The 23484-nt window shown below is 37.7% G+C and carries 21 protein-coding genes; 20 read left to right on the top strand and 1 reads right to left on the bottom strand.

Annotated features, from left to right (window positions below; all coding sequences use genetic code 11):
• The first annotated feature begins 99 nt into the window (after window positions 1-99).
• The 8 genes from AC0KUU_RS12805 (at window position 100) to AC0KUU_RS12770 (ending at window position 9033) form a co-directional block, all read left to right on the top strand.
• Window positions 100-654, top strand: coding sequence for a hypothetical protein (locus tag AC0KUU_RS12805; RefSeq protein ID WP_043979363.1), 555 nt, complete (start codon window positions 100-102; stop codon window positions 652-654).
• A gap of 257 nt (window positions 655-911) precedes the next feature.
• A complete protein-coding gene (cls, locus tag AC0KUU_RS12800; protein ID WP_043979361.1) occupies window positions 912-2414 on the top strand; it encodes a cardiolipin synthase in 1503 nt (500 codons plus the stop codon).
• Window positions 2415-2449: 35 nt separating this feature from the next.
• The gene (locus AC0KUU_RS12795; protein WP_014460878.1) at window positions 2450-3304 is read left to right on the top strand and encodes a DUF1206 domain-containing protein; all 855 of its coding nucleotides are present in this window, start codon (window positions 2450-2452) and stop codon (window positions 3302-3304) included.
• Window positions 3305-3388: 84 nt separating this feature from the next.
• Window positions 3389-3610, top strand: a complete 222-nt coding sequence (locus tag AC0KUU_RS12790) for a spore germination protein (RefSeq protein ID WP_013056204.1) — start codon at window positions 3389-3391, stop codon at window positions 3608-3610.
• A gap of 217 nt (window positions 3611-3827) precedes the next feature.
• Window positions 3828-5273: a glycosyl hydrolase family 18 protein gene (locus tag AC0KUU_RS12785; RefSeq protein WP_340597677.1), complete on the top strand. Its 1446-nt coding sequence runs from the start codon at window positions 3828-3830 to the stop codon at window positions 5271-5273.
• Window positions 5274-5560: 287 nt separating this feature from the next.
• Window positions 5561-6763 (top strand): macrolide family glycosyltransferase, encoded by a 1203-nt coding sequence (locus AC0KUU_RS12780; protein WP_162213899.1) that lies wholly within the window; start codon window positions 5561-5563, stop codon window positions 6761-6763.
• Between the two features lie 46 nt (window positions 6764-6809).
• Window positions 6810-7718, top strand: a complete 909-nt coding sequence (galU, locus tag AC0KUU_RS12775; RefSeq protein WP_322551898.1) for a UTP--glucose-1-phosphate uridylyltransferase GalU — start codon at window positions 6810-6812, stop codon at window positions 7716-7718.
• 103 nt (window positions 7719-7821) lie between these two features.
• Window positions 7822-9033, top strand: coding sequence for a sugar efflux transporter (locus AC0KUU_RS12770; protein ID WP_043979348.1), 1212 nt, complete (start codon window positions 7822-7824; stop codon window positions 9031-9033).
• Window positions 9034-9374: 341 nt separating this feature from the next.
• Here the strand turns inward: AC0KUU_RS12770 and AC0KUU_RS12765 are convergent, their stop codons facing one another.
• Window positions 9375-10598, bottom strand: coding sequence for an MFS transporter (locus tag AC0KUU_RS12765; protein WP_043979346.1), 1224 nt, complete (start codon window positions 10596-10598; stop codon window positions 9375-9377).
• Window positions 10599-11016: 418 nt separating this feature from the next.
• Here AC0KUU_RS12765 and AC0KUU_RS12760 point away from each other — a divergent pair, with 418 nt between their 5' ends.
• The 12 genes from AC0KUU_RS12760 (at window position 11017) to AC0KUU_RS12705 (ending at window position 23353) form a co-directional block, all read left to right on the top strand.
• A complete protein-coding gene (locus AC0KUU_RS12760; RefSeq protein ID WP_028408045.1) occupies window positions 11017-11388 on the top strand; it encodes a thiol-disulfide oxidoreductase DCC family protein in 372 nt (123 codons plus the stop codon).
• 154 nt (window positions 11389-11542) lie between these two features.
• On the top strand, window positions 11543-12466 hold the full coding sequence (locus AC0KUU_RS12755) for an oxidoreductase (protein ID WP_043979342.1): 924 nt from the start codon (window positions 11543-11545) through the stop codon (window positions 12464-12466).
• A 153-nt stretch (window positions 12467-12619) separates the two neighbouring features.
• Complete coding sequence (locus AC0KUU_RS12750; RefSeq protein ID WP_097823928.1) at window positions 12620-13720, top strand: amidohydrolase/deacetylase family metallohydrolase; 1101 nt, start codon at window positions 12620-12622, stop codon at window positions 13718-13720.
• On the top strand, window positions 13698-14801 hold the full coding sequence (locus AC0KUU_RS12745) for a DgaE family pyridoxal phosphate-dependent ammonia lyase (RefSeq protein WP_043979337.1): 1104 nt from the start codon (window positions 13698-13700) through the stop codon (window positions 14799-14801). The genes AC0KUU_RS12750 and AC0KUU_RS12745 overlap by 23 nt, the downstream gene beginning before the upstream one ends.
• A 1-nt stretch (window position 14802) precedes the next feature.
• A complete protein-coding gene (dagF, locus tag AC0KUU_RS12740) occupies window positions 14803-15558 on the top strand; it encodes a 2-dehydro-3-deoxy-phosphogluconate aldolase (RefSeq protein WP_043979334.1) in 756 nt (251 codons plus the stop codon).
• Window positions 15551-16567, top strand: coding sequence for a sugar kinase (locus AC0KUU_RS12735; RefSeq protein ID WP_043980571.1), 1017 nt, complete (start codon window positions 15551-15553; stop codon window positions 16565-16567). The genes dagF and AC0KUU_RS12735 overlap by 8 nt, the downstream gene beginning before the upstream one ends.
• 11 nt (window positions 16568-16578) lie before the next feature.
• On the top strand, window positions 16579-17295 hold the full coding sequence (locus AC0KUU_RS12730; protein WP_043979332.1) for a GntR family transcriptional regulator: 717 nt from the start codon (window positions 16579-16581) through the stop codon (window positions 17293-17295).
• Window positions 17296-17373: 78 nt separating this feature from the next.
• Window positions 17374-18699, top strand: coding sequence for a GntP family permease (locus AC0KUU_RS12725; RefSeq protein ID WP_473452337.1), 1326 nt, complete (start codon window positions 17374-17376; stop codon window positions 18697-18699).
• An 84-nt stretch (window positions 18700-18783) separates the two neighbouring features.
• Entirely contained in the window at window positions 18784-19596 is an 813-nt protein-coding gene (locus AC0KUU_RS12720; RefSeq protein WP_097823924.1) for a BtpA/SgcQ family protein, read from the top strand.
• Between the two features lie 495 nt (window positions 19597-20091).
• Complete coding sequence (locus AC0KUU_RS12715; protein ID WP_043979324.1) at window positions 20092-21072, top strand: DUF3231 family protein; 981 nt, start codon at window positions 20092-20094, stop codon at window positions 21070-21072.
• 140 nt (window positions 21073-21212) lie between these two features.
• Complete coding sequence (locus AC0KUU_RS12710; RefSeq protein WP_162213904.1) at window positions 21213-22469, top strand: alkaline phosphatase; 1257 nt, start codon at window positions 21213-21215, stop codon at window positions 22467-22469.
• A gap of 143 nt (window positions 22470-22612) precedes the next feature.
• A complete protein-coding gene (locus tag AC0KUU_RS12705; RefSeq protein ID WP_034653288.1) occupies window positions 22613-23353 on the top strand; it encodes a DsbA family oxidoreductase in 741 nt (246 codons plus the stop codon).
• Window positions 23354-23484: the final 131 nt, after the last annotated feature.

Below are 23484 nucleotides of genomic sequence, written 5' to 3'. Positions count from 1 at the left end.
GAAGCAGGATGTATATACATAAAAATAAACTTATGCATAAAAATTTTTCACTTAAAACCAATTGTCTATTCGTTGAACGAGAGGAAGAGAGGGGATTATTTGAACTTAATAGCCTGGATGATTATTGCATGTGAAATCGCTTTTTGGATAGTCATCATTTTAGGATTAGCAGCAAGGTATATGTTTAAAAAACAAAAGCTCAGTTTTTTTATTTTAGCTCTAACACCTGTTGTTGATTTTTTTCTTCTGATTGTGACGAGCGTAGACCTTTACGGAGGTGCTACAGCGACCTATGCTCACGCTATTGCAGCCGTGTATATTGGAATTTCGATCGCTTTTGGAAAAAGTATGATTCAATGGGCAGACGAACGCTTTCAATATTATGTGATGAAAAGCGGAGAAAAACCCCGTAGGCGCTATGGAAAAGAATATGCAAAGCATTATTTTAAGTCATGGCTACAGCATCTTGTTGCTTACGCTATTGGAGCAGCTCTTTTAGCGGCGATGATGTATATAGTACCAAATGGAAAAACCAACGTGCTGCAAAATGTAGTGGAATTTTGGACAGTTATTGTAGGAATTGATTTCTTATTATCTCTTTCTAATTTCGTTTGGCCTAAAAAAGAAAAAGAGTCCGGTTATACCAACTTATAAAAAGACATCGTCATGCGTGTGAAGCAAAAAACCTCCCCGTAAGGAGGTTTTTTGTTTTACCATCCAGGGTATAGGTATATGAATGATGCTTGTCTAAGGTAGTTCAGTTTAGTTGCTTAAGCGGCTAAACTGCTTTTTGTGCAAATATATGTACAATTTATGTAGCATGCATGATAAGAATTCTGTGTATTCCATATACTACCTCATATGAAAGATAGACAAGTGATACAATACAGTTTGTTTTTAGGAGAGCTTTTATGAAAAAACGCCGGTTGGACTTTATTTTTTTATTTATTATTTTACTTTCCATTTATGCTTTCTTTTTTACCTCTATTGATGTTCATTGGAAGTATGCCTTAGTTGGATTATATGGTGTCATCATTTTCATTTGTATGTATTCACTTATGCTTGAAAATCGAACGCCTGAAAGTACGTTGGTTTGGATGTATGTCCTCTTTTTCTTCCCTGTTGCAGGTTTTTTCTTTTATTTGTATTCAGGACAGCTCTATTTAAAGGGGCATATGTTTAAAAAAAAGCGTATGCATAACCGAGAAATGCTTAGAAAGATGGCAGACAAAGAAACGACGCCTGATCTATCGCCGCTTCAGTCGCATCAGCGTTACTTTGCTCAGTATCTTCAATGTGTATCTTTGACAAAGATGAATGTTCATACAAAAACCTACGTCCTTAAGAACGGGCAAGAAACGTTTAATGAAATCAAAAAGCATTTGCAATCAGCAAAACAGTTTATTCATATGGAATACTATATGTTTCACTCAGATTCTCTAGGAAAAGAAATCATTGATATTTTAATAAAAAAAGCAAGCGAAGGTATAGAAGTGCGCTTTACATTCGATACAATGGGAAGTTTTACACTATCGGGTTCAGATATTAAACGAATGAAAAAAGCGAATATTAAAGTGCATCCTTTCTTACCTATTAAGTATGGATTTTTCAATCAAAAATTCAACTTTCGAAACCACCGTAAAATAGTCGTAATTGACGGGGAAGTAGGTTTTGTAGGGGGATTGAATGTTGGGGATGAGTATTTAGGAAAAAACAAAAAAATTGGTTTTTGGAGAGATACTCATCTGATGCTAAAAGGAGAATCTGTTCAAACCTTGCATTCGATCTTTATGTTCGATTGGGAATACGTTTCTGGAGAATGCTTAATTAACGATGAAGCGTATACAAAGCCTCATCCTGTCGAAGGAGAAGGCTTTGTGCAAGTGGTGGCGACAGGGCCCGATACGCAGGAAAATATGAGTGATTATTACTATACTATGATTACAAGCGCGACGAAATCAATCTGGATTTCAACTCCTTATTTTGTTCCAAATGAAGCCATAAGAACCGCCCTTCGTATTGCGGCTAGAAAAGGTGTAGAGGTACGGATTATGGTACCCGAAATTAATGATGGCTTTCTGACTCAATATGGAACTAGGTCATATTTTGCTGAACTTCTTCGATGTGGAATTGAAGTATATTCGTATAGAAAAGGGTTTTTGCATCAAAAAATTGTGATTATAGACGGAGATATGGCTTCGGTCGGTACTGCAAATATGGATATGAGAAGTTTTCATCTGAACTTTGAAGTTAATGCATTTTTAATTGAAGGAGAGACGATTCAAACGCTCATCAAAAATTACGAAGAAGATATTGAAGACAGTCATTTGATCAAACCAGTAGCATTTTACAAGCGAAGCTTAGTAGAACGTTCGAAAGAGTCATTTGCACGCTTATTTTCAGGTGTTTTATAAAATAAAGTTTGTTTTCAAAAAGCAGGAGGAAACGTATGGGTGAATCTCCATTTGTTAAAAAAGATACGTTTGGTCGAAAGTTACATCGCTTAAAAGAACGTACTAAGCCATTTGTCGTACGTTTTTCACGGTTTGGTCATGTGGCTCAAGGTGTGGTCTATTTTATCATCGGTATATTAGCGATTCAGACAGCTTTCGGATTAAAAGGCGATTTAGTTACTTCTCAAGGAGCCCTGCACACAATTGCAAAGCAGCCGTTTGGATTTTTGATTTTAATTGTCTTGGCAGTAGGTTTAAGTGGATATGCGTTTTGGCAAATCATTTCTGCTATTTTTGATCCTCACCACGTTGGGCATGGGGTAAAAGGCGTTTTCACTCGTTTGGGCTATTTAGTTGTAGCGACGTTTTATATTAGTCTTTGTGTGAGTTCGGTGAAAATTTTGCTTCATGCTCACGTTCATACCTCAGGTAAGCATTATCAAACGGTATCAGCCAAGCTGTTATCTTATCCCTTTGGGCAAACCATCATTGCGCTTACAGGTATCGGCGTTATTATCTTTGGGATTGGACAAGTATATTGGGCTCTTTCAGGACGCTTCTTAAAAAAACTAAAGAAAAACGAAATGTCAAAAGAAGAGTGGCGATGGAGCGGGCATATTGGAAAAGCAGGTATTATTGCTCGAAGTATCGTCTTTGGCATTATTGGTTTCTTTCTTATTCGCACGGCTCTTCAAGCGGATCCAGACGAAACGAAAGGGTTAGATGGAGCCCTTGCTGAAGTAGCACAGCGTCCTTTTGGGTCTGTACTGCTGGCTATCGTATCAATCGGCCTTATGGCATACGGAGTATATATGTTTGCAGAATCAAGGTATAAACGAATTGATCCTTAATAAAATTAAAAAGATGAAAAAGCTACTTTTTGACCTTCTGCTCATATCATATAGCAGATAGATAATGAACAGGAGGAGAGGCAGATGCCATCGGTAGTAGGAGCCGTAAATATCTCGAATGTATTGGTTTCATCTTCAGTGGAGTTTGGTGATTGTCTGGCTATTAAGCCAAAAAGTACAGCTTTTACAACAGTCGGTTCTGGCAGCGGGAACACAGGGAATTTTATGAATATTACAAGCAGTTCCAGTACCGCTAATACAATTGATATGGATATTAAGGATCAAAATGTAGTGGGAAATGCATAAGAAACGAAAGCTTATCGTCATCGGACGGTAAGCTTTTTTATTTGTATTTCACGTATACCCAGACGTTTCTTTACCACAATGTACCTCTAGGATTCTATCTTATAGGAGTAGTAAACTAGACAGGTGATGTCAAAAAGTGGGGAGGCGAAATTATAAAATGAAGAAAATATGTATGAGCCTGATCGTTCTCTGTCTTTTCAGTGGAGGATTGGCCCCGATGAGTAAAGGAGCCGCTGTTTCTTCAGTGGGCACTGTCAAAGGTGACAACGTAAACGTATATCGTTCTCCTTCCTTACATTCTTCTGTTATGCAGACAGTGAAAAAAGGAGAAGAATTTCCTGTCATTTCATCTGAAGCTGGAGATGCAGCTCAGGTTACTACTCATACGGTAGTGCCGGGAAATACACTATGGTTACTAGCTAAGCAATACGGTGTAACAGTCAGTGATCTAATAAAACAAAATCAGCTAAAAAAGACGGAGCTGATTCCAGGGCAAACGCTGAAAATACCACCAAAAGGCTTGTTACATAAAGTAGTATCAGGAGATACGCTTTGGAAAGTCTCCGTAAAGTACGGTGTAAAAGCAAATGAATTAACAAAGTTAAATCAGCTATCCTCAACAAATATTAAGCCCGGACAAACGCTTATTATTCCTGATTACTATATACAAGTACAGCTTTTGGAAGGGAAAAAGGGCTGGATCAAAAAATCTGATTTAGTGCAAAAGAAGCATCAGCCTGTAGTTATGGGTTGGAGCTTTAATGAAAAAACAGCAGGCTATACAGAATCGATGAAGCAAAAGAATTTAGACGTTGTTTCACCTCGTTGGTTTACGCTAACGTCGAATGACAAAGTTGTTTCATCTTCTATAAATGAATCATATGTTCAAACGGCTCATAAAAACGGCAAAAAAGTCTGGCCGCTTATTGGCAACAATTTTGATGATGTACTTACAAGTGATGTGCTAAGCAATAAAGCAAAGCGGAAAAAGCTTGTATCATCAATAGAAAGTTCGCTAGTAAAAACAAACAGCGATGGGATCAATGTTGACTTTGAAAACATTAATATCAAAAACAAACGAGATTTTGTTTTATTTATTAAAGAATTAAAAGCAGCGTTAAAACCTCATGGTATGACTATTTCAGTAGACATAACAAGAGAAAATAATGATCCTTTTTGGTCGGGAAGCTTTGATAGGAAACAGATTGGTCAAGTGGCAGACTATGTCATTATGATGGGATATGAAGAACACTGGGGAGGAAGTCAGGTTCCAGGATCTGTTGCTTCACTGCCTTGGGTGAAAGAAGGCGCACAACTTCTTATGAAAGATGTACCTGCACACAAAATCCTTCTGGGAGTTCCTTTTTATACGCGAGAATGGAAAACGGACCTATCGACCAAAAAAGTTGTCACAAAAGACTTAACGATGAAAGAAGCCGAAGCTGTTATCTCTTCTAAAAAGTTAGCTAAAAAATGGGATAGCCAAGCCTCACAGTACTATGTAGAATACACGGAAGATGGTACGAAGCATCAAATATGGCTCGAAGACAAAGCATCTATGCAGCGCCGGGTTAAATTAATTAATGACTATCATTTAGGTGGGGCGGCAGCTTGGTATATTGGTTCAGAAACCTCAGATATATGGGAGTTATACAACTTTTAAATAAAAAACACACCTCTTGCTTGATTTAGTGAGGTGTGTTTTTTATTTGCATCATAATGAAGCGTATACATCTATTTACAAACGAGATAAATTTTACAATATTTGTTTTTCTTGAGTTAATTTATAACTATATTCCAAAATGAGCCTATTTAACCTTTTTTTAGTTGAAAACGCTTAATGACTTTACGATAAAGATAATTTATAGTAAATTCAGTTTCTATACAATAAATTTACCAAATGAACAATTAAGTAATTTAATTATTAACTACGTGAAAGGAATGAATGTTATGGGAAAAGTATTAGTAATAGGCTTTCCAGGTGAAGGACATGTGAATCCTTCTTTAGGAATTGTAAAAGAGTTGATGGCTCAAGGGGAAAAGGTCGTCTATTACGGCATTGAAGACTATGCTGAAAAAATTCGGAAATCAGGCGCGGAATTTCGTGAATACGAAGATTTTCGTCCAAGTCTTGATATGAGCAACCGGATGACAAACGAAGAGTCTTATGACCGCTATGAAATAATGAATTTGTTTTTAAATGAATCTGAAAATATTATTACTAAAATTATGAGTGAAACGAAACATGAAACATATGATTATGTACTTTATGATTATCACCTTTTAGCAGGTTCCGCTGTGGCCGACCTTCTTCAGCTTCCGAAGGTTTCTCTTTGTACAACATTTGCGTTAAATAAGGAGTTAGCAACTTGTATGATGCCAAGTGGTCAAACAGAACCTGACCAATCTACCTTTTATCCTCAATTCGAAAAATCATTAAATAAGTTCAACAACCAATATAATACTCAGTTAAAAGATTCCATTGACATTATGTCGAATCCAGGGGATATTACGCTAGTATTTACGTCAGAATTCTTTCAGCCAAACGTATCTGAATTTACGAGTGAGTACAAGTTTATTGGTCCTTCAATTGTTAAACGATTAGACATTGAAGATCCTTCTTACTTACAAAATGAAAATGAAAAAATTATTTTTGTTTCTATGGGAACTATTTTTAATCAGCAGCTAGAAATCTATAACTTATGTGTAGAAGCATTAAAAGATTTTGAGGGTAAAGTTATTTTATCTATTGGTAAAAATACCAAACCTGAAGAATTAGCACACATTCCAGAAAACTTCGTTGTGAAACAATACGTACCGCAGCTAGAAATTTTAAAACGTGCGGATTTATTCATTACTCACGGCGGAATGAACAGCAGCAGTGAAGGTTTATACTACGATACGCCCCTTGTCGTTATTCCAATGGCAGTGGATCAATTTATGGTTGGCGATCGCGTGCAGGAGTTAGGAGCAGGTGTAAAATTAGATAAAAATAATGTATCTGCTGAGCTAATCAAAAAGACAGTTAACGACGTTTTAACTACTCACACATATAAACAGCATGCACAACAAATTGGAGAATCACTTCGCTCAGCGGGAGGATACAAGCAAGGAGTGAAAGAAATTTTCAATGTGGTGCCTGTCAAAGCGTAATAGATGTAAGGCAGCTAGATAACTAACAGAGAGGAGTAAATATAATATGCAGACTATAAAAAAAGCAGTTATACCAGCAGCAGGGTTAGGTACTCGTTTTTTACCCGTTACAAAATCTATCCCAAAAGAAATGCTTCCAATTGTAAATAAGCCCGTAATTCAATTTATTGTAGAAGAAGCCTTAAAATCAGGAATCGAAGATATTTTAATTGTTACAGGAAACGGGAAACAAGCAATTGAAAATCATTTTGATCACAATATTCAACTGGAGCACTTGCTTCATCAAAAGGGAAAAACTGAACTATTAGAAGAAATGGAGCATATCTCTGAACTAGCGAATATTCATTACGTTCGTCAAAAAGAAATGAAGGGCCTTGGCCATGCAATTGGCTGTGCTCGACAGTTTATTGGAAACGAACCGTTTGCAGTTTTACTTGGAGATGACTTAACAGACCCAGATCAGCCTTGTTTAAAACAGCTGATTGACCAGTATAACCAAACGGGATCATCGATTATCGGCGTACAGCGCGTAGAGGAAGAATCCGTTCACCGTTACGGGATTATAGATCCAAAAGCAAATAAAAACCGGTTATACGAAGTGAATGGTTTTGTAGAAAAACCATCAGTCGAAGAAGCTCCGTCTAATTTAGGAATTATTGGACGCTATGTATTTACACCTGACATTTTTGAGTATCTTGAAACGCAGGAAGCTGGAAAAGGCGGGGAAATTCAGCTAACAGATGCTATTCAGCGTATGAATATAGACCGTTCTATTTATGCTTACGAATTCGAGGGCGAACGTTATGATGCAGGAGAAAAGTTAGATTTTATTTTTACGACTCTTGCTTTTGCATTAAAAGATGAAGAATTAAAAGCACCTCTTTTGACCAAATTCAAAGAACTTATCAGCAAAGAAGAACAAAAAGAAAAAATTGCTGTACAAATTGGAAAATAACCTTCATTTACACACCTTTCTTCTACTTTTTCTTGAAGAAAGGTGCATTTTTTTGCGGAAATGGAACGTTTGACAGCTGGATAGAAAGGGTTGAAATGAGTTTATGTCGAAAATAGAAAATTCGTTTGTATCAGGCATAAAGATTGTGTTTACAGACCGGGATTTTCGAACGATTTTTATTTCATTATTTATTATTGGATTATCCGTTGGCGGCTTTATGCCTTATTTAACGGTTTGGGCAACAAATACATTGCATGCCACTTCTTTTCAAGCAGGATTTTTATTTGTGCCAATGAGCATTATTGGTTTAATCGTATCGTTTTATTTAGCTTCGTTATCAGACAAATGGGGGAAACGAAAGCCATTTATTATTTGGGCGTTACTGATTGGAACCATTTCAAGAGTGCCGTTAGCGTTTACGCATTCTTATACAATAGCACTCATTTTACTTGCTATAGGAGGGTTTAATGCGTTTTCTTTTTTCTTTGCCCTGCTGAATGATTTTATTGTTAAAAAGCAAGAAAGCAAATCGCAGGCAGGTACGATTACTGGTACCGTGCGAATGGCTTTTTCACAAGGCTATATTTTTGGACCTATGCTTGGCGCTTTAATTATTGATCACGGAGGGTATACTCTTTTATTTTTATTATCAGGGTTGTTATCGCTAGCAACTTTAGGGTGGGTTCTTTTTGCGCTTAAAGAAGACAGTATGCCTCAAACTTCGGCTCATGCATCTTCAAAAGCGCCAGCCGGTATACCTTCTGTATTAATAGCTGTATTCGTAGCAGCTCTTTTCATTTTTGCGGGTGATTCCGGGCGTTCTATGTATTTGCCGCTCTACATAACGGATACGTTAAAACAATCCGTTTCGATTGTAGGGATTCTCTTTACCGTTACATCTGTTTTTGAGCTAGTATTTATGCCGTTAGGGGGCTATTTTTCTGATAAAATCGGAGTTAAACGATTCTTTATCATTGGAATTGCTTGCCAAGTGCTTTATTTTATTTTAACGAGCCTTCATTTACCGCTGAGTGGGTTAATTGTGCTTCAAGTATTTTATGCTTTTATTCTGTCCGCTACAATGGGAGTGGGAATGGTATATGCTCAGTCACTGGCTCCGCGTCAAATTGGACTAGCCACAACGGCATATATGACGGCTATACAAACTTCAGCAGTTGTCAGCAGCTTAGCTATGGGGTCACTAGTCAGCGTGATTCCGCTGCCTTCTACTTTTTACATTTTAGCTGTTTTCGCGGTTATTTCAGGTGTGATGTTCCTGTTTATGAAGCAAAAATCAGCTGAGAAAATGAGTTAAAAAGAAAAGTTAAGAAGAGGTTGAGACATTACCCAATTAATTCAATCTAAAGGCGGACAAATAGTATACATGAGCTCGTATGGATTGCTTGTGCCACCGCAGTTGATTTCCGTACAAGTCTTCGCTTTCCGCGGGTGGCCGATGAGCCTCCTCGTCTTTTGCGCTCCTGCGGGGTCTGATCTGTTCCACTTTTCCCGCAGGAATTTTCGCCTTGCTCCCCAATCAACTGTTAGAAGGACCTAAACAAATGACACATACATTCACCATAGCAAAAAAACGAACCATTGATTAATGGTTCGTTTTTTTACTTTCTCTAAAATATTTTTGCCCCAGCCTCTTTTTTATGAGGCTGTTTCTTGAATTTGTTCGCTGCGATTTTTATTTAAAATTTTGCGGTAGCGGTAATTAACAAAAGCTGCCGCTGCCATACCTACTACTGAAAGCATCGCATCAAAAATAAAGATAATTGAAATATGTCCCGTTTTAGACATAAGCCCTGTTGCTAAAGGCAATAAAATAGCAGCTAGTCCAGCAGCCGTCGCTACAATTCCAGTAACCGTTCCTTTTTTGTTCCAGAAAAGCTCGGTCATAACAGTAATCGCTAATTGAAAGACCCCAGCCGTAGAAAATCCCATGAAAAAAGCAGCTGCAATTGCAATAGCAGGTACTTTAACAAAAAGAAGCGTAAGTACGGCTATAAGGGTAATCATCGGGTAAACGAGAATAACCGTTACAGGACGAAGCACTTTGCTTAATAATACAGCTAATACTAAAACAGAGATTAAAGCTCCAATGCTGTAGTAGCTTAAAAGGCGGACCGAGCTGCTTTCAGCCATACCTAATACTTGTTGACCGTAAGTAGGGAGCCAAATTTGAGCCACCGTAAAAAGCGCTGTAGAAGTAAATCCAATCACAATAAGAGCAATTCCTTCTTGTTTCATTTTAGGAGCAGAGATAAATTTATTCTCTGCTGTATTTTGCTGTTGAACTGTACTCTGTTCGCGTTTATGATTGGGAAAAGGCAGTTTGAACATAAAGATCATATTTAGTAAATAAATAAGAGCAGGAAGAAAAAAAGCATACCCATAAAACAAATCACGATCTGCAAAAAAGGCAATCATAAACGGCAGAAGTGCCGCTCCTGCAGAAATAAATGCTTTTACAAGAACACTGGCTGAACCTGAAGATTTAGGAAAGACCTCAATCAAAGCAGGGTACGTTCCAGCATCCATAGCAGAGTTTGCAATACCAGCGATAATAGCAAAGATAAAGGCTGTTTGATAATTTGGCGATAATGGAATGCCAATTAAAAAAATCGCCATCGTCAGAGACGAAACAATAATCAAAGGCTTTCGTCCGACTTTATCAGACAAGACGCCTGATAGAGAATACGAAAGCAATTTTCCAATTCCGATAGCAGAAATGATATAGCTGATTCCAGCACCGTCGGTATTTAATTGTTTTGTCAAAAATGACATATTTGATGCAAGCATGATATTGACCATGCCCAGTAGAAAGTAGTTAATATACATACCTGAAGCTGACAGCATGTACTTATTTTTCATCGTTTACACATCCTTACGTAAAAAAGCTTATATGAAAGGGATAAAAGTAACACCCGTTCCTCCTTTTTTCTTCGTTATTTATAAACCTACTTCCATGATAAGTTTATGAAGACATTACCTTTACCTTTTATCATTATATTTATTTAGTCCTTTTTAGTATGTGACTAAATGCGTGCACCTACTGCTTCAAATCAATATGAAATCTATTCTAACATGTTTTTAGCGCTTTAAACCAAAAAAGTGATATTTTATAAAAAAATCCTGTCTTCTTTCGCGGCTTCACAAAAGAAACCCCACAAAAAATGTTTGTTTTAAAGCCAGGATGCACAAGAAGTGCCTCCCAATAGTGGTTATTAAAAAGGAGAAAAGGGTATTTATAAATTAAGGAAAAAGAAACAAAAGAAGAAAGGTGGAAACAATGAAACACAAAGTATTTTTTGATGCGCAATGTCCTTTATGTTACAACGTAAAAAAAATAATTAAAGCGCTGGACTGGACGAACCAAATTCAGTGGATTCCAGTTCAATACATTGAACGAACGGAGTATAGTTACTTAAAAGAAGAGGGAAGAGACTTATATGATCAAATTCATATGGTGACCAAAAAAGGGGAAGTTCTAGCAGGATTTGAAACGGTCAGACGGCTTTTAGCTGTTTTGCCTCTTACATTCCCAATAGGTGTGCTTTTGCATTTACCATTAATGAACAAAGCGTTTAGTCCGCTATACAAATGGGTCTCCACAAACCGATACGACTGGTTTGGACGCTACGATTCTCCGCGAACCACATAAACAAACAAAAGGGACAAGCTTTGAAAAAGCTTGTCCCTTTTGTTTTGAAGACATTATACTTTATACATACCTTAATTTTAAAAAAACGTTAATTTAGTGTGACTTAGACGCGTGAATTTTAGAAAAACAGCTATAGCTGAAAGGGAGAACCTATATGATAACAAAATGGACAGCTGAACGAATGCCCGGTGTAACGGGAAAAACAGCCCTTATAACGGGAGGAAACAGCGGTATTGGATTTGAAGCAGCAAGGGCTCTAGCAGCTCGCGGAGCAGAAATCATTCTTGCTGTGCGTAATGAGGAAAAAGGGAAAGAAGCTAAGAAGAGAATTAAAGCGGATAACGGAAATGCTAAAGTGACTATTATGTCATTAGATCTCAGTGACTTGAGCTCTATTCGGCATTTTGCTAATCAATTTCTTCAACAATACTCGTCTTTGGACCTTCTCATTAATAATGCAGGCGTGATGGTTCCGCCTCACAGCAAAACGAAAGACGGATTTGAACTGCAGTTTGGCTGTAATCATTTAGGACATTTTGCGCTTACGGGTTTGCTGCTTCCTTTACTAATGGCAACTCCACATTCAAGAGTCGTAACGGTAAGCAGTATAGCTGCTAATTCTGGAAAAATCTATTTTGATAATCTAGACGGGGAAAAAGGCTACAGTCCAATGAAGTTCTATAGGCAAAGTAAACTCGCCAACCTATTGTTTGCTAAAGAACTGCAAAACCGCTTAGAAGCAGCTGGATCGACGACAATTAGTGCTGCGGTACATCCGGGTATTTCAAATACTAACCTATTATCACGAGGTTCAGGTAAAGAGCCAAACGGCTTGCTGAAATTTTTAGTCAAGCTATTTAGTCAATCTGCAGAAATGGGCGCGCTGCCTACTCTTTATGCAGCCACTGAATCAATAGAAGGCGGTACATATATTGGGCCAGACGGAAAAGATGCTAAAAAAGGATATCCTGCAAAAGATAGGATGGGAGATGTTTTATTTAAACCGGACGTAGCTGAAAGGCTATGGAGCATATCGGAAGAATTAACAAAAGTGACATATATATTCAAGAAAAGATAAAAACCAGCGGCTATTGGTCGCTTTTTATTTTTTTTAAACTTAAACATTATAACGTTATATTTACTTATTTATTTCTGTATGTTATTCTACATTTGTAAAAACAGAAAAATAATTAATATTAGTGTAAGCGCTACCATAAGAGGAGTGAACGAAATGAAGAATCGGTTTCTATTAAGGAATGTCAAATCGGTCACTGAAAAAGAGTTTGATATTGTTATAGAAAATGGAAAAATTTCTGAGATAGCAAAAGCTGGTGAAGGAAAAGCACCGCTTGTTTATGATTACTCAGGAACCTACATATCCAGCGGATGGATTGATTTACATGTTCATGCGTTTCCAGATTTCGAACCATATGGAGATGAGATAGACGAGATAGGAGTGAAGCAAGGAGTAACAACACTAGTGGATGCAGGAAGCTGCGGTGCTGATCAAATAGCAGATTTAATTCAAAGCCAATATGCAGCAAAAACTAATTTGTTAGCGTTTTTAAACATTTCACATATTGGTTTAAAACGCACAGATGAGCTTTCAAATATGGACTGGCTAAAAGCGGAAAACATTTTTGAAGCCATGAAGGCATATAGAAACAATATTGTAGGTTTAAAAGCCCGTATAAGCAAAAGTGTAGTAGGTAAAAGCGGTATTGAGCCTTTATATTTTGCTCGAAAAATGTCTAGTAAAATTTCACTTCCATTAATGGTTCATGTCGGGTCTGGTCCTCCTGCTATTGAGGAAGTTGTTTCGATTCTAGAAAAAGGAGACATTATTACTCACTATTTGAATGGAAAAGCTAATAATCTATTTGATGATGAAGGAAAGCCGCTTCCACTCCTAATGGAGGCCATCCAACGAGGTGTTCATTTAGATGTAGGGCACGGAAATGCAAGTTTTTCGTTTCAAGTAGCAGAAGCTGCCAAAAAACATAATGTTAAATTCAATACAATTAGCACAGATATTTATCGAAAGAATCGACTAAATGGGCCTGTATACAGCTTAGCTCATGTATTATCTAAATTTCTTTATTTAGGATACAGCCTTGAAGAAGTAGTAAATGGCGTTACTGTTAATGCGGCAAAGTGGCTTAATAGACCGGAGCTAGGAAGGATACAAGTTGGAGACCGTGCCAATTTAACTCTTTTTACTATAGAAGACAAGCCTGTTCTGTTTGTTGATTCCGAAGGAGAGAAGAGAGAAGGTAAGCAAATAATTAAAGCAAAAGGAGTAGTTGTAAATGGAACGTTCATTGAATGCTAAATATGGCTTGAAACGAGTAATTAACGCGAGCGGTCGAATGAGTATTTTAGGTGTATCAGCACCGACTGATACAGTAATGGATGCAATGAAAAAAGGAGGACAAAATTACGTTGAAATCGCTGATTTAGTTGATAAAGCAGGCGATTATATTGCTGAGATCTTAGGAGCAGAAGCAGGTGTGGTTGTTAACTCAGCTTCAAGTGGAATTGCTCTCTCTGTAGCTGCTCTTGTTACACAGGGAAATCGCCGCAAGAGCGAGCGTCTTCATCAAGAAGAAATTCCTAAAAGAGAAATTATTATTCTGAAAGGTCATAACGTACAATACGGGGCACCAGTTGAAACAATGGTTTATTTAGGTGGAGGAAAGCTTATTGAAGTTGGCTACGCTAATGAAGGAAGAGCAACTCATATTGAAGAAGCGATTTCTGAAAACACAGCCGCCATTCTTTATGTGAAATCTCATCATACAGTTCAAAAAAATATGATCTCTGTGGAAGAAACGTGGGAAATTGCACAGAAAAACAATGTTCCGTTAATTGTGGATGCTGCCGCAGAAGAAAACCTTCAAAAATATGTAAAGTACTCAGACCTTGCAATCTACAGTGGCTCAAAAGCAATTGAAGGACCAACTTCTGGAATTGTTGGAGGTGAACGTAAATATATCGAATGGCTGAAAGTTCAACTACATTGTATTGGAAGAAGTATGAAAGTAGGAAAGGAAACAATATTTGGGTTACTTCAAGCACTTGATGAGTATGGAGAAAAGAAAGATAAAAGTGCAAAAGAAAAAGAGAGTTTACAAGCGCTACTGTCATTAAAAGACATAGAAGGCGTTAACGTAACAATTGTTCAAGATGAGGCAGGCCGAGCTATATTCCGAGCTAGAATTCAAATCATTCCAGAACAGGCTAATATAACTGCAGAAGAAGTTGTAAAAGAGTTGAGTGAAGGTGAAATTGCTATTTATACACGTGATTACGGGATAAGACAAGGATATTTTGACATCGACCCAAGACCTTTAAAGGGCGATGATATACATGTAATTGAGTCTAGAATACGCGAAATTGTAGGAGGAAACTGACATGTCAAACATTACAAAACGTTTTTATAAAGAGCGTGCAGCATTAAACGTATTAGCAAACAGTGTCGAAAATGCCAAAGAAGTATTTGAGGCTGCAGAAGGGCATGTATTAGTAGGCGTGTTATCTAAGGATTATTCTACTGTAGAAGAAGCAGTAAAAGCAATGAAAGAATACGGAAAGGAAATTGATGGAGCAGTATCAATTGGTTTAGGTGCTGGAGACAATCGTCAAGCAGCTGTAGTAGCAGAAATTGCAAAGAATTATGCTGGCAGCCATATTAATCAAGTATTTCCTGCTGTTGGAGCAACACGTGCTAATCTAGGTGAAAAGGATAGCTGGATTAATAGTTTAGTATCCCCAACCGGCAAAGTCGGCTACGTAAATATTTCGACTGGCCCAGTTAGCGCAGCGCATAATGAACAAGCTATTGTACCAGTCAAAACAGCTATTGCCCTAGTACGTGATATGGGAGGAAACGCGCTCAAGTATTTTCCTATGAAAGGGTTAAGCTATGAAGAGGAATTCCGAGCTGTGGCACACGCTTGCGGGGAAGAAGAATTCGCTTTAGAGCCAACTGGAGGAATTGATAAAGAAAACTTTGAAACAATTTTGCGTATTGCTTTGGAAGCCGACGTCCCAAAAATTATTCCGCATGTTTATTCGTCAATCATTGACCAGAAAACAGGAAAAACAAAAGTAAATGATGTACGTGAGCTCCTCGAAAAGATGAAAAAGTTAGTTGATCAGCATGGCTAAGAACTTTGCAGCATTTGGAGAGGTAATGATGCGTTTACAAGTACCAGGATATGAATTACTCTCTCAAGCTCATACATTAAGCTATTCGTTTTCTGGTACAGGGGTAAATGTAGCGGCGGGGTTGGCGAACTTCGGATATACGGGATATTTGATCACTGCTTTACCGGATAACGCTGTGGGAGATGCGGCTGTATCTTATCTTAAAAAGTTAGGTATTTCGCAGTCATTTATTAAACGCAGCGGAAAACATGTCGGTATGTATTTTTTAGAAAATGGATTTGGGTCCCGATCTAGCCGAGTTACATATACCAACCGTTCAGAAAGCAGCTTCAACAGAGCTCCTGAAGGCATATATGATTTTGAGAATATTGCGGAGAAAGTAGATGTGGTGCATTTTTGTGGAATCTCTCTAGCAATGAATGATTCCGTCCGATCCTATATGAAATCATTTGCCAAAGCGGTAAAAGAACGCGGTGGTATGGTCGTATTTGACTGTAACTACCGCCCGTCTCTATGGGGAGATGAAGGATATGAAAGCGCAAAGCCTCATTATGAAGATATGCTGTACCTTGCAGATATCGTAATGATGAATGAACAAGATGCTATGCACATTCTTAAGATGGAAACAGAAGAAATAAGCAGAAGAAAGCAGCTGATGAAACTAATTCCAAAGGTAGCAAAGAAGTACGGTCTTTTTGTCGTAGCCGGTACGCACCGATCTATTAATAAGAACAATAAGCACTCTTTATGCGGTTTTATATATAAAAATCATACATTTACATTTTCTGATACGATTACTTTTTCTGTCTATGATAGAATAGGCGCAGGAGACGCCTATACAAGCGGCATTTTATATGGCGAGTTAGAGAGCTTTTCAGCAGAAAAGACTGTGGCATTCGCTGTAACAGCGGGAATGCTTGCTCATACAATCGTAGGCGATACTCCTATGTCATCCCAGTACGATATACAAAAAGCGATGACAGAATCAGTAGGCGATGTAGAAAGGTAGAGGATGTAATAGTGAACGTATCTCGAAAAAAAGGACCACTGTATTTACAAATAAAAAATATCTTAAAAGATCGAATTTTGCATGGCGTGTATCCCATTCAAACAAATATTCCTTCTGAGCCGCAGCTGGAAGAGGAATTTCAAGTAAGTAAAATTACGGTTCGAAATGCTATTAAAGAACTTGTGAAAGATGGATATTTAGAAACAAAAAGCGGTAAAGGAACAAGAGTTATTCGAAATACATCTATTTCAAGGCTCTCAAAAGGAAAACGCTTTACCGAAGTGTTGGTGGAAAAAGGGCATATCATTCAGAAAAAGTTGCTTGGGGCGGAGACAATTGAAAATGCACCAGAAACAACTTTATATACGCTGTTTGGTGAGCAATGTATTCAAATAGAACGTCTTTACTATTTAGATAATGAACCTTATATTCATTACACGCATTATTTAACCATGCAACGTATGGAAGGGATAGAATTAACACACTTAAATGCACAGTCGTTATACGATTTGATTGAAGAACAAGATATTACATTGGAGAAATTTCGAGATCAGTTTGCTGTTGCAAAAGCTGATTCTTATGTAGGCGAAAGACTGAATGTGCAGGCTGGAGAAGCGCTATTAAAGAGATCACGGTATTCCTATGATGAAGAAGGAAATATCATCGAATACAGTGAGGGCTATTATAATACAGAGATGCAGCAATACATTGTGAATTACGATATTTAAGAAGTGCGAGAAGAATACATATTCTTTTCGCCTGAAAAATGAGAGCGTTTACTAAATGGGGGAAAAGAGGAATTTAGTATGGATATGTATCTATTGCTTGTGACATGCCTAGCAATTGTTATTGTTGTATTAGGAGTCTCTTGGTGGAAGTGGCATGCTTTTATTAGCTTAACCGTTGCCAGTTTATTTCTGGCTATTATGTCAGGGCTTTCGATGGACAAAATTGTGGGGGCTTATGAAACAGGAGTCGGCAGTGTTTTAGGTCACCTTGTTGGAATCTTGGCGCTTGGAACGATTTTAGGGAAAATGATGTCAGACTCAGGGGCTGGCATGCAGGTGGCGGAGTTTTTCATTAGGTTTTTTGGAATCAAAAAGTTGCCATGGGCGATGCTCTTTGCTGGTTTTATAATAGGTATTCCAGTTTTTTTTGAAGTTGGAATTGTTATTTTACTGCCGTTAGTGATTTCTATTCATAAAACAACAAGACAAAATATTCTATTAATTGCACTGCCTGTAATTGCAGGCCTATCGATTGTACATGGTCTTGTGCCCCCCCACCCGGGAGCGATGACAGCCATTGGAATATATAATGCAGACTTAGGAAAAGTTTTGCTCTATTCATTGATTATTGCTCTTCCAGCAGCAATAGTAGCAGGGCCTGTATTCGCAAAATGGGTACATAAACGTGTGATTCCTGAAGGGGAACCTGAATTAATTCGTATCAGCACTTCATCTGAAAAATTACCTAACACAGGTATTTCATTTTTCATTATCTTATTACCTGTGTTATTAATGGTGTTATCTGTTATGGCTCCGTATATACCGCTTTCTAGCTTTTTAACTAAATTTTTTGTATTTATAGGCAGCCCTGTCATCGCACTTTTAATTTCTTGCTTTGCCGCATTTTATCTTTTGGGCATGCGTCAGGGAATGAAGAAAGATATAATTAAAAGATTAGTAGAAGAATCATTGCTTCCGGTTGGATCTATTATTTTAATTATTGGAGCTGGAGGGGGATTTAAACAAATTTTAATTGATAGCGGTGTAGGTACATCAATTGCTCAAATGTCTGAGCAAATATCGCTTTCTCCTATTGTCTTAGCATTTATGGTAGCAGGATTAATTCGTATTGCTACCGGATCGGCAACCGTTGCATTAACAACAGCTGCCGGCATTGTTTCACCAATCATTGTGCATATGTCTGGAGTCAATCTGGAACTGCTGGTTATTGCGACAGGAGCAGGATCACTAATGTTCTCTCATGTAAATGATGCAGGCTTTTGGCTAGTAAAAGAATATCTAGGTCTAACAGTAAAAGAGACGTTTAAAACATGGACGGTACTAGAAACACTGCTTTCGTTTATTGCTTTTGGAAGCGTTCTATTATTTGATGTTTTTATTTGAAAATTTCCTCCTTCTGATTATTTTGGAAGGAGGTTTACTAGTTGACTTGATATATAGTATTTGTAGAATAAGGAGGCAATGTATATGACCTGGTTAAAAGAAATACTTGGAACAGAAAAAGCTATTATTGCTATGTGTCACTTGTTACCGCTGCCTGGAGATCCATATTTTAATAGTGAAAAAGGTATGGACTATGTAGTAGAAATGGCAAGAAAGGATTTGCATGCTCTTCAAGAAGGCGAAGTAGATGCTATTATGTTTTCAAATGAGTTTAGCATGCCGTATTTAACGGATGTTAAAACGGAAACTGTAGCTGCGATGGCACGAATTATAGGTGAATTGATGTCGGAAATTAAAGTGCCCTTTGGAGTAAATGTATTGTGGGATGCTAAGAAATCTTTGGATTTAGCGGCTGCTACTGGTGCTAAGTTTGTTAGAGAAATTTTTACAGGCGTATATGCAAGTGATTTTGGTACTTGGAATACCAACGTTGGAGAAACAATTAGACATCAGCATCGAATTGGGGCCAAAAACGTTAAATTATTATATAATGTTGTTCCTGAATCTGCTGCGTATTTGGCTGAGCGGGAAATTGAAAGTATTGCTGCATCTACGGTATTTAACAATCGACCAGATGCGCTATGTGTATCTGGATTAACAGCAGGGGCTAAGACGGATGTGCAGTTATTAATGCGCGTAAAGGAGGCTGTTCCTAATACAATTTTACTTGCTAATACAGGAGTTAATTTCACTAATTTCAAAGAACAGTTATCTATTGCTGATGGGGCAGTTGTAGGTACAACATTTAAATACGACGGTAAATTTGAAAACCATGTGGATGTTGACCGTGTAAAAAGATTTATGGACAAAGTAAAATTTTTTCGTGACAATCTTTAAACGACAAAAAGGGTAAAGGTGAATCAGTTAGCTTTTAGTTTTGATACGGATGCTGTAATTGTCCACAGTGCACCTGTATACCTCATCTGTAATAAAGACATATTTAAAAAGAGATAGCAATAGATGAGAATATACAGCTTAGTTTCATTGGAGTAATAGCTAAAAGAAAATGGACAATATTAAAAGAGAAATTTTCATTGATCCCGCCCAATCTGAAGAATACAAATTCTCTGTTTAATTAATTTTTATTATAGTGGTGATCTAATGAAAAATGAGCCTTTTCATATTAATTAGTATCTTAACTGTGCAAATCAAACGTAAGAAGCAGTTCTGTAATTAGAGCTGTTTTTTTATTGCCCAAAAGCTATAGGTCAGGGGGGAAATAAAAAACAGAATGTTGGATAGCATAATGATAAGTAAATGTACAATGAGTATGCTCTATTTTCAAAGAAACAGACGTACTCAACAAAGCTGAAGAAGCGGAGGGAAGTAACAGTGCCTGACAAACCTAGTATTACCTCAAGCGAAATTGGGACGCTGTGGATGACATATCAGCAGAAAACGTTAATTATTTGCTTGTTAGATTATATGATTGAACATGCGGATGATGAAGATGCTAAAACAATTATGACGGACTTGCGTGAGCAGCTCATTATATACATACGAAAAATAAAAACAATATTTGAAAAAGAAGGAGCGGTAGTGCCAACGGGGCTTTCATCTCAAGACGTAAATGTACAGGCTCCAAAACTATTTACTAACGGATTTGATATTATGTTTCTTCGTGTCATCAAAGAAATTAGTATGGGGATGTATACATTAAGTTTAGGCAAGGCCTACAGAGAAGATGTGGTGAAATTTTATCAAGATTTAACAAAAATTACGCAAGAGTGCTACGATTCCTGTACGCAGTACTTATTGAGAAAAGGAATTTTATCCCGCCCACCCTATATTCCGATGCCAACTACCGTTGAGTTTGTTTCGGATAGAAAATATCTGAGCGGCTTAAATGTATTTGCGGACAAAAGAGTACTAAATACGATGGAGCTAGCGCAGATTTATCATGGAGTCGAAACAAACATTGTCGGGATGAAGTTAATGAAGGCTTTTTCTCAAACGGCGAAAGATGCCGAAGTGAAAAAGCATTTTTTGAAAGGAAAAGAGCTTAGTAAAAAAATTATTACGCGACTTGAAGAAATAATTATACAAGACGATATTTCACCTTCTGTTGCCTCAACAGGAAGCATAACGACTTCTGAAACGCCTGCTTTTTCGGATCGTTTGATGCTGACATGCGATATTTTACTAAGTAACTTCAGTATCGGAAGTCAGGCGTTTGGAGCAGCATTTAGTTTTCGAAGAGATATTGTGGCTAAAATGATGCTGATAGGAGAAGAGGCGTTTCAATATGCAAGCGAAGCAACAGAAATTATGATTAAAAAAGGCTGGCTTGAAGTTCCGCCAAGTATTGATTAGCTAAAAGGAAAGCCTCTTTCATGCATTGTAAATGGAAGTTTATATATCTTTACACACCTTTAACCTTTTATTCAAGTTGATTTAACAGACTGCGTGTACAGTTAAGTTATGTCAATAATAAACAGTAAAGGGTGTAAACAATGAAAAAACGTGCAATTGGAGCGGCAGTATTATCAGCGGTAACTGTAGCAGCGCTGGCATTTGGAACAAATTCACCAACAGATGCTAAAGCAGCTAAAGGCGTAAATAACCAAAAAGCTAAAAATGTTATTCTTTTTGTTGGAGACGGTATGGGTACCGATCATCGTGATGCGATCCGACTGGCCGCCGTAGGAGCAAATGGAAAGTTAGCAATGGATGATATGCCGGCAGTAGGGAGAGTCCATACATCTTCAGGAAATTCATTTGTTACGGATTCTGCAGCAGCTGCTACAGCCATGGCTTCAGGAGTTAAAAGTTATAATGGCGCTATTGGCGTAAATATGAAAGGAAAGTCTGTTCAAACAGTTTTAGAAAAAGCAAAATTAGCTGGGAAAACGACGGGGCTTGTGACAACAAGTCAAGTAACAGACGCAACTCCAGCTGCTTTTGGCGCACATGTTAAAGATCGAAGTGCTCAAAGTGACATCGCGAAGCAGTATCTTGAAAACAGTAAGATAGATGTGATTCTAGGTGGCGGAGAAGATTATTGGTACACAAAAGGAAATGAAGGTGCACATCCAGATGCCCCGCCAGAAGATAAAACTGAAGGAAGCAAAGGAACGCAAGGAAACTTAGTAAACAAAGCACAAAAACTTGGGTATACATACGTTAATAACGAAAATGAATTAAAATATGCTAAAGGAACAAAATTGCTCGGTCTGTTTGCTAATGAAGAAATGTTTCAACAAGCTCCTGAAGGCCAAGGTGATGTGTACAACCCTCAAGTATCTCTAAAAGACATGACAAAAAAAGCAATCAATACGCTATCACAAAATAAAAAAGGGTTCTTTCTTGTAGTAGAAGAGGAAGCGATTGATGAAATGGCTCATAATAATAATGCTGAACTTATGATTAAAGCAGGTAAGCAGCTTGATGATACGGTGAAGATGGCTAAAGCTTATGCTAAAACACACCCAGACACTCTCGTATTAGTAACAGCTGACCATGCAACCGGAGGTTTAGCACTTGAAAAAGTAGACAATAAAGATAACGGTGGAGATGAAGCATCAAAAGAAGATGGACCATTTGCAATCGCTCATTCAAAAGAGCAGTTCGTTGCGGATTGGACAACTGAAGAGCATACGTCATCAGACGTTCCTTTAAATGCAATGGGTGCCGGCTCAGAAAGATTTACTGGAGTATACGAAAATACGTATTTACATGATGCTCTTCTAAAAGCAATGAATTTAAAATAAGTGAGATAAAAGTACGGTGTTGATTTAATATACTTAGTATGTAAATCAACACCTTATTTTTTGCTTTGTGTGAGCAAGTTATGATGGAGTTTCTTCAAAGGTATGCTACGATAAGAATTATCTTGAATTGAAGAGGTGTCACGATGAAAATAGAAGTATGGTCAGATTTTGTCTGTCCTTTTTGTTATATTGGAAAGCGCCGATTAGAGCAAGCGCTTCAGCAATTTGCACACAAAGATGATGTGCAGGTTGAATTTAAAAGTTTCGAGCTAGATCCAAACGCCCCAGTTAATACTGGCAAAACAATTAATGAAGCTCTTGCTGCTAAATATGGAATGACGATTGAACAAGCGAAGCAAGCAAATGAAGGAATCGGACAGCAGGCAGCTAGTGTGGGCTTATCCTTTAATTTTGACGATATGAAGCCAACTAATACATTTGATGCTCACCGCTTAGCTAAATTTGCAAAAGCTCAAGGAAAAGAAGCAGCCATTACAGAAAAACTCTTATATGCATACTTTACTGAATCAAAACATCTAGGTGAAGAAGAGACGCTGGTTGCTGTTGCAGAAGATGCAGGTCTTGACCGAGAAGAAGCACGTCAAATTCTCGCGGATAAAAACGCATACGCAAATGAAGTGCGCAGTGATGAAGCAACGGCTCAGCAATATGGCATTAGCGGTGTTCCATATTTTGTTGTTAATCAAAAATATGCGATTTCAGGTGCACAGCCAGTCGAAACATTTGTAGGAGCTCTCCAACAAGTATGGGAAGAAGAAAATCCGACTCCCGCTTTGAAGAGCCTTTCTCCAGAAGGCGCAGATGATGCCTTTTGTGCAGATGGTCAATGTGCCGTTCCTGATTCCTCTAAAAACCAACAATAAATAAAAAGCAGAAGCGGAATTTCCGCTTCTGCTTTTTATTTATTTGCAAAAAAATTCACAAAAACAAACATATGTTCTGTTTTTTGTGTTATAATAAGTTTAGAAGCAACAAACCTCGATGAGTAAGCTCC

Source organism: Priestia sp. ST2, from assembly GCF_055810735.1.
This window is presented reverse-complemented; position numbering and strand designations above follow the sequence as displayed.

What these genes read in the sequence shown, in the direction of transcription:
- cls (WP_043979361.1), top strand. Translation starts at nt 912, where the DNA reads ATGAAAAAACGCCGGTTGGACTTTATTTTTTTATTTATTATTTTACTT.
- AC0KUU_RS12795 (WP_014460878.1), top strand. Translation starts at nt 2,450, where the DNA reads ATGGGTGAATCTCCATTTGTTAAAAAAGATACGTTTGGTCGAAAGTTA.
- AC0KUU_RS12790 (WP_013056204.1), top strand. Translation starts at nt 3,389, where the DNA reads ATGCCATCGGTAGTAGGAGCCGTAAATATCTCGAATGTATTGGTTTCA.
- AC0KUU_RS12785 (WP_340597677.1), top strand. Translation starts at nt 3,828, where the DNA reads ATGAGTAAAGGAGCCGCTGTTTCTTCAGTGGGCACTGTCAAAGGTGAC.
- AC0KUU_RS12780 (WP_162213899.1), top strand. Translation starts at nt 5,561, where the DNA reads ATGGGAAAAGTATTAGTAATAGGCTTTCCAGGTGAAGGACATGTGAAT.
- galU (WP_322551898.1), top strand. Translation starts at nt 6,810, where the DNA reads ATGCAGACTATAAAAAAAGCAGTTATACCAGCAGCAGGGTTAGGTACT.
- AC0KUU_RS12770 (WP_043979348.1), top strand. Translation starts at nt 7,822, where the DNA reads ATGTCGAAAATAGAAAATTCGTTTGTATCAGGCATAAAGATTGTGTTT.
- AC0KUU_RS12765 (WP_043979346.1), bottom strand. Translation starts at nt 10,598, where the DNA reads ATGAAAAATAAGTACATGCTGTCAGCTTCAGGTATGTATATTAACTAC.
- AC0KUU_RS12760 (WP_028408045.1), top strand. Translation starts at nt 11,017, where the DNA reads ATGAAACACAAAGTATTTTTTGATGCGCAATGTCCTTTATGTTACAAC.
- AC0KUU_RS12755 (WP_043979342.1), top strand. Translation starts at nt 11,543, where the DNA reads ATGATAACAAAATGGACAGCTGAACGAATGCCCGGTGTAACGGGAAAA.
- AC0KUU_RS12750 (WP_097823928.1), top strand. Translation starts at nt 12,620, where the DNA reads ATGAAGAATCGGTTTCTATTAAGGAATGTCAAATCGGTCACTGAAAAA.
- AC0KUU_RS12745 (WP_043979337.1), top strand. Translation starts at nt 13,698, where the DNA reads ATGGAACGTTCATTGAATGCTAAATATGGCTTGAAACGAGTAATTAAC.
- dagF (WP_043979334.1), top strand. Translation starts at nt 14,803, where the DNA reads ATGTCAAACATTACAAAACGTTTTTATAAAGAGCGTGCAGCATTAAAC.
- AC0KUU_RS12735 (WP_043980571.1), top strand. Translation starts at nt 15,551, where the DNA reads ATGGCTAAGAACTTTGCAGCATTTGGAGAGGTAATGATGCGTTTACAA.
- AC0KUU_RS12725 (WP_473452337.1), top strand. Translation starts at nt 17,374, where the DNA reads ATGGATATGTATCTATTGCTTGTGACATGCCTAGCAATTGTTATTGTT.
- AC0KUU_RS12720 (WP_097823924.1), top strand. Translation starts at nt 18,784, where the DNA reads ATGACCTGGTTAAAAGAAATACTTGGAACAGAAAAAGCTATTATTGCT.
- AC0KUU_RS12710 (WP_162213904.1), top strand. Translation starts at nt 21,213, where the DNA reads ATGAAAAAACGTGCAATTGGAGCGGCAGTATTATCAGCGGTAACTGTA.
- AC0KUU_RS12705 (WP_034653288.1), top strand. Translation starts at nt 22,613, where the DNA reads ATGAAAATAGAAGTATGGTCAGATTTTGTCTGTCCTTTTTGTTATATT.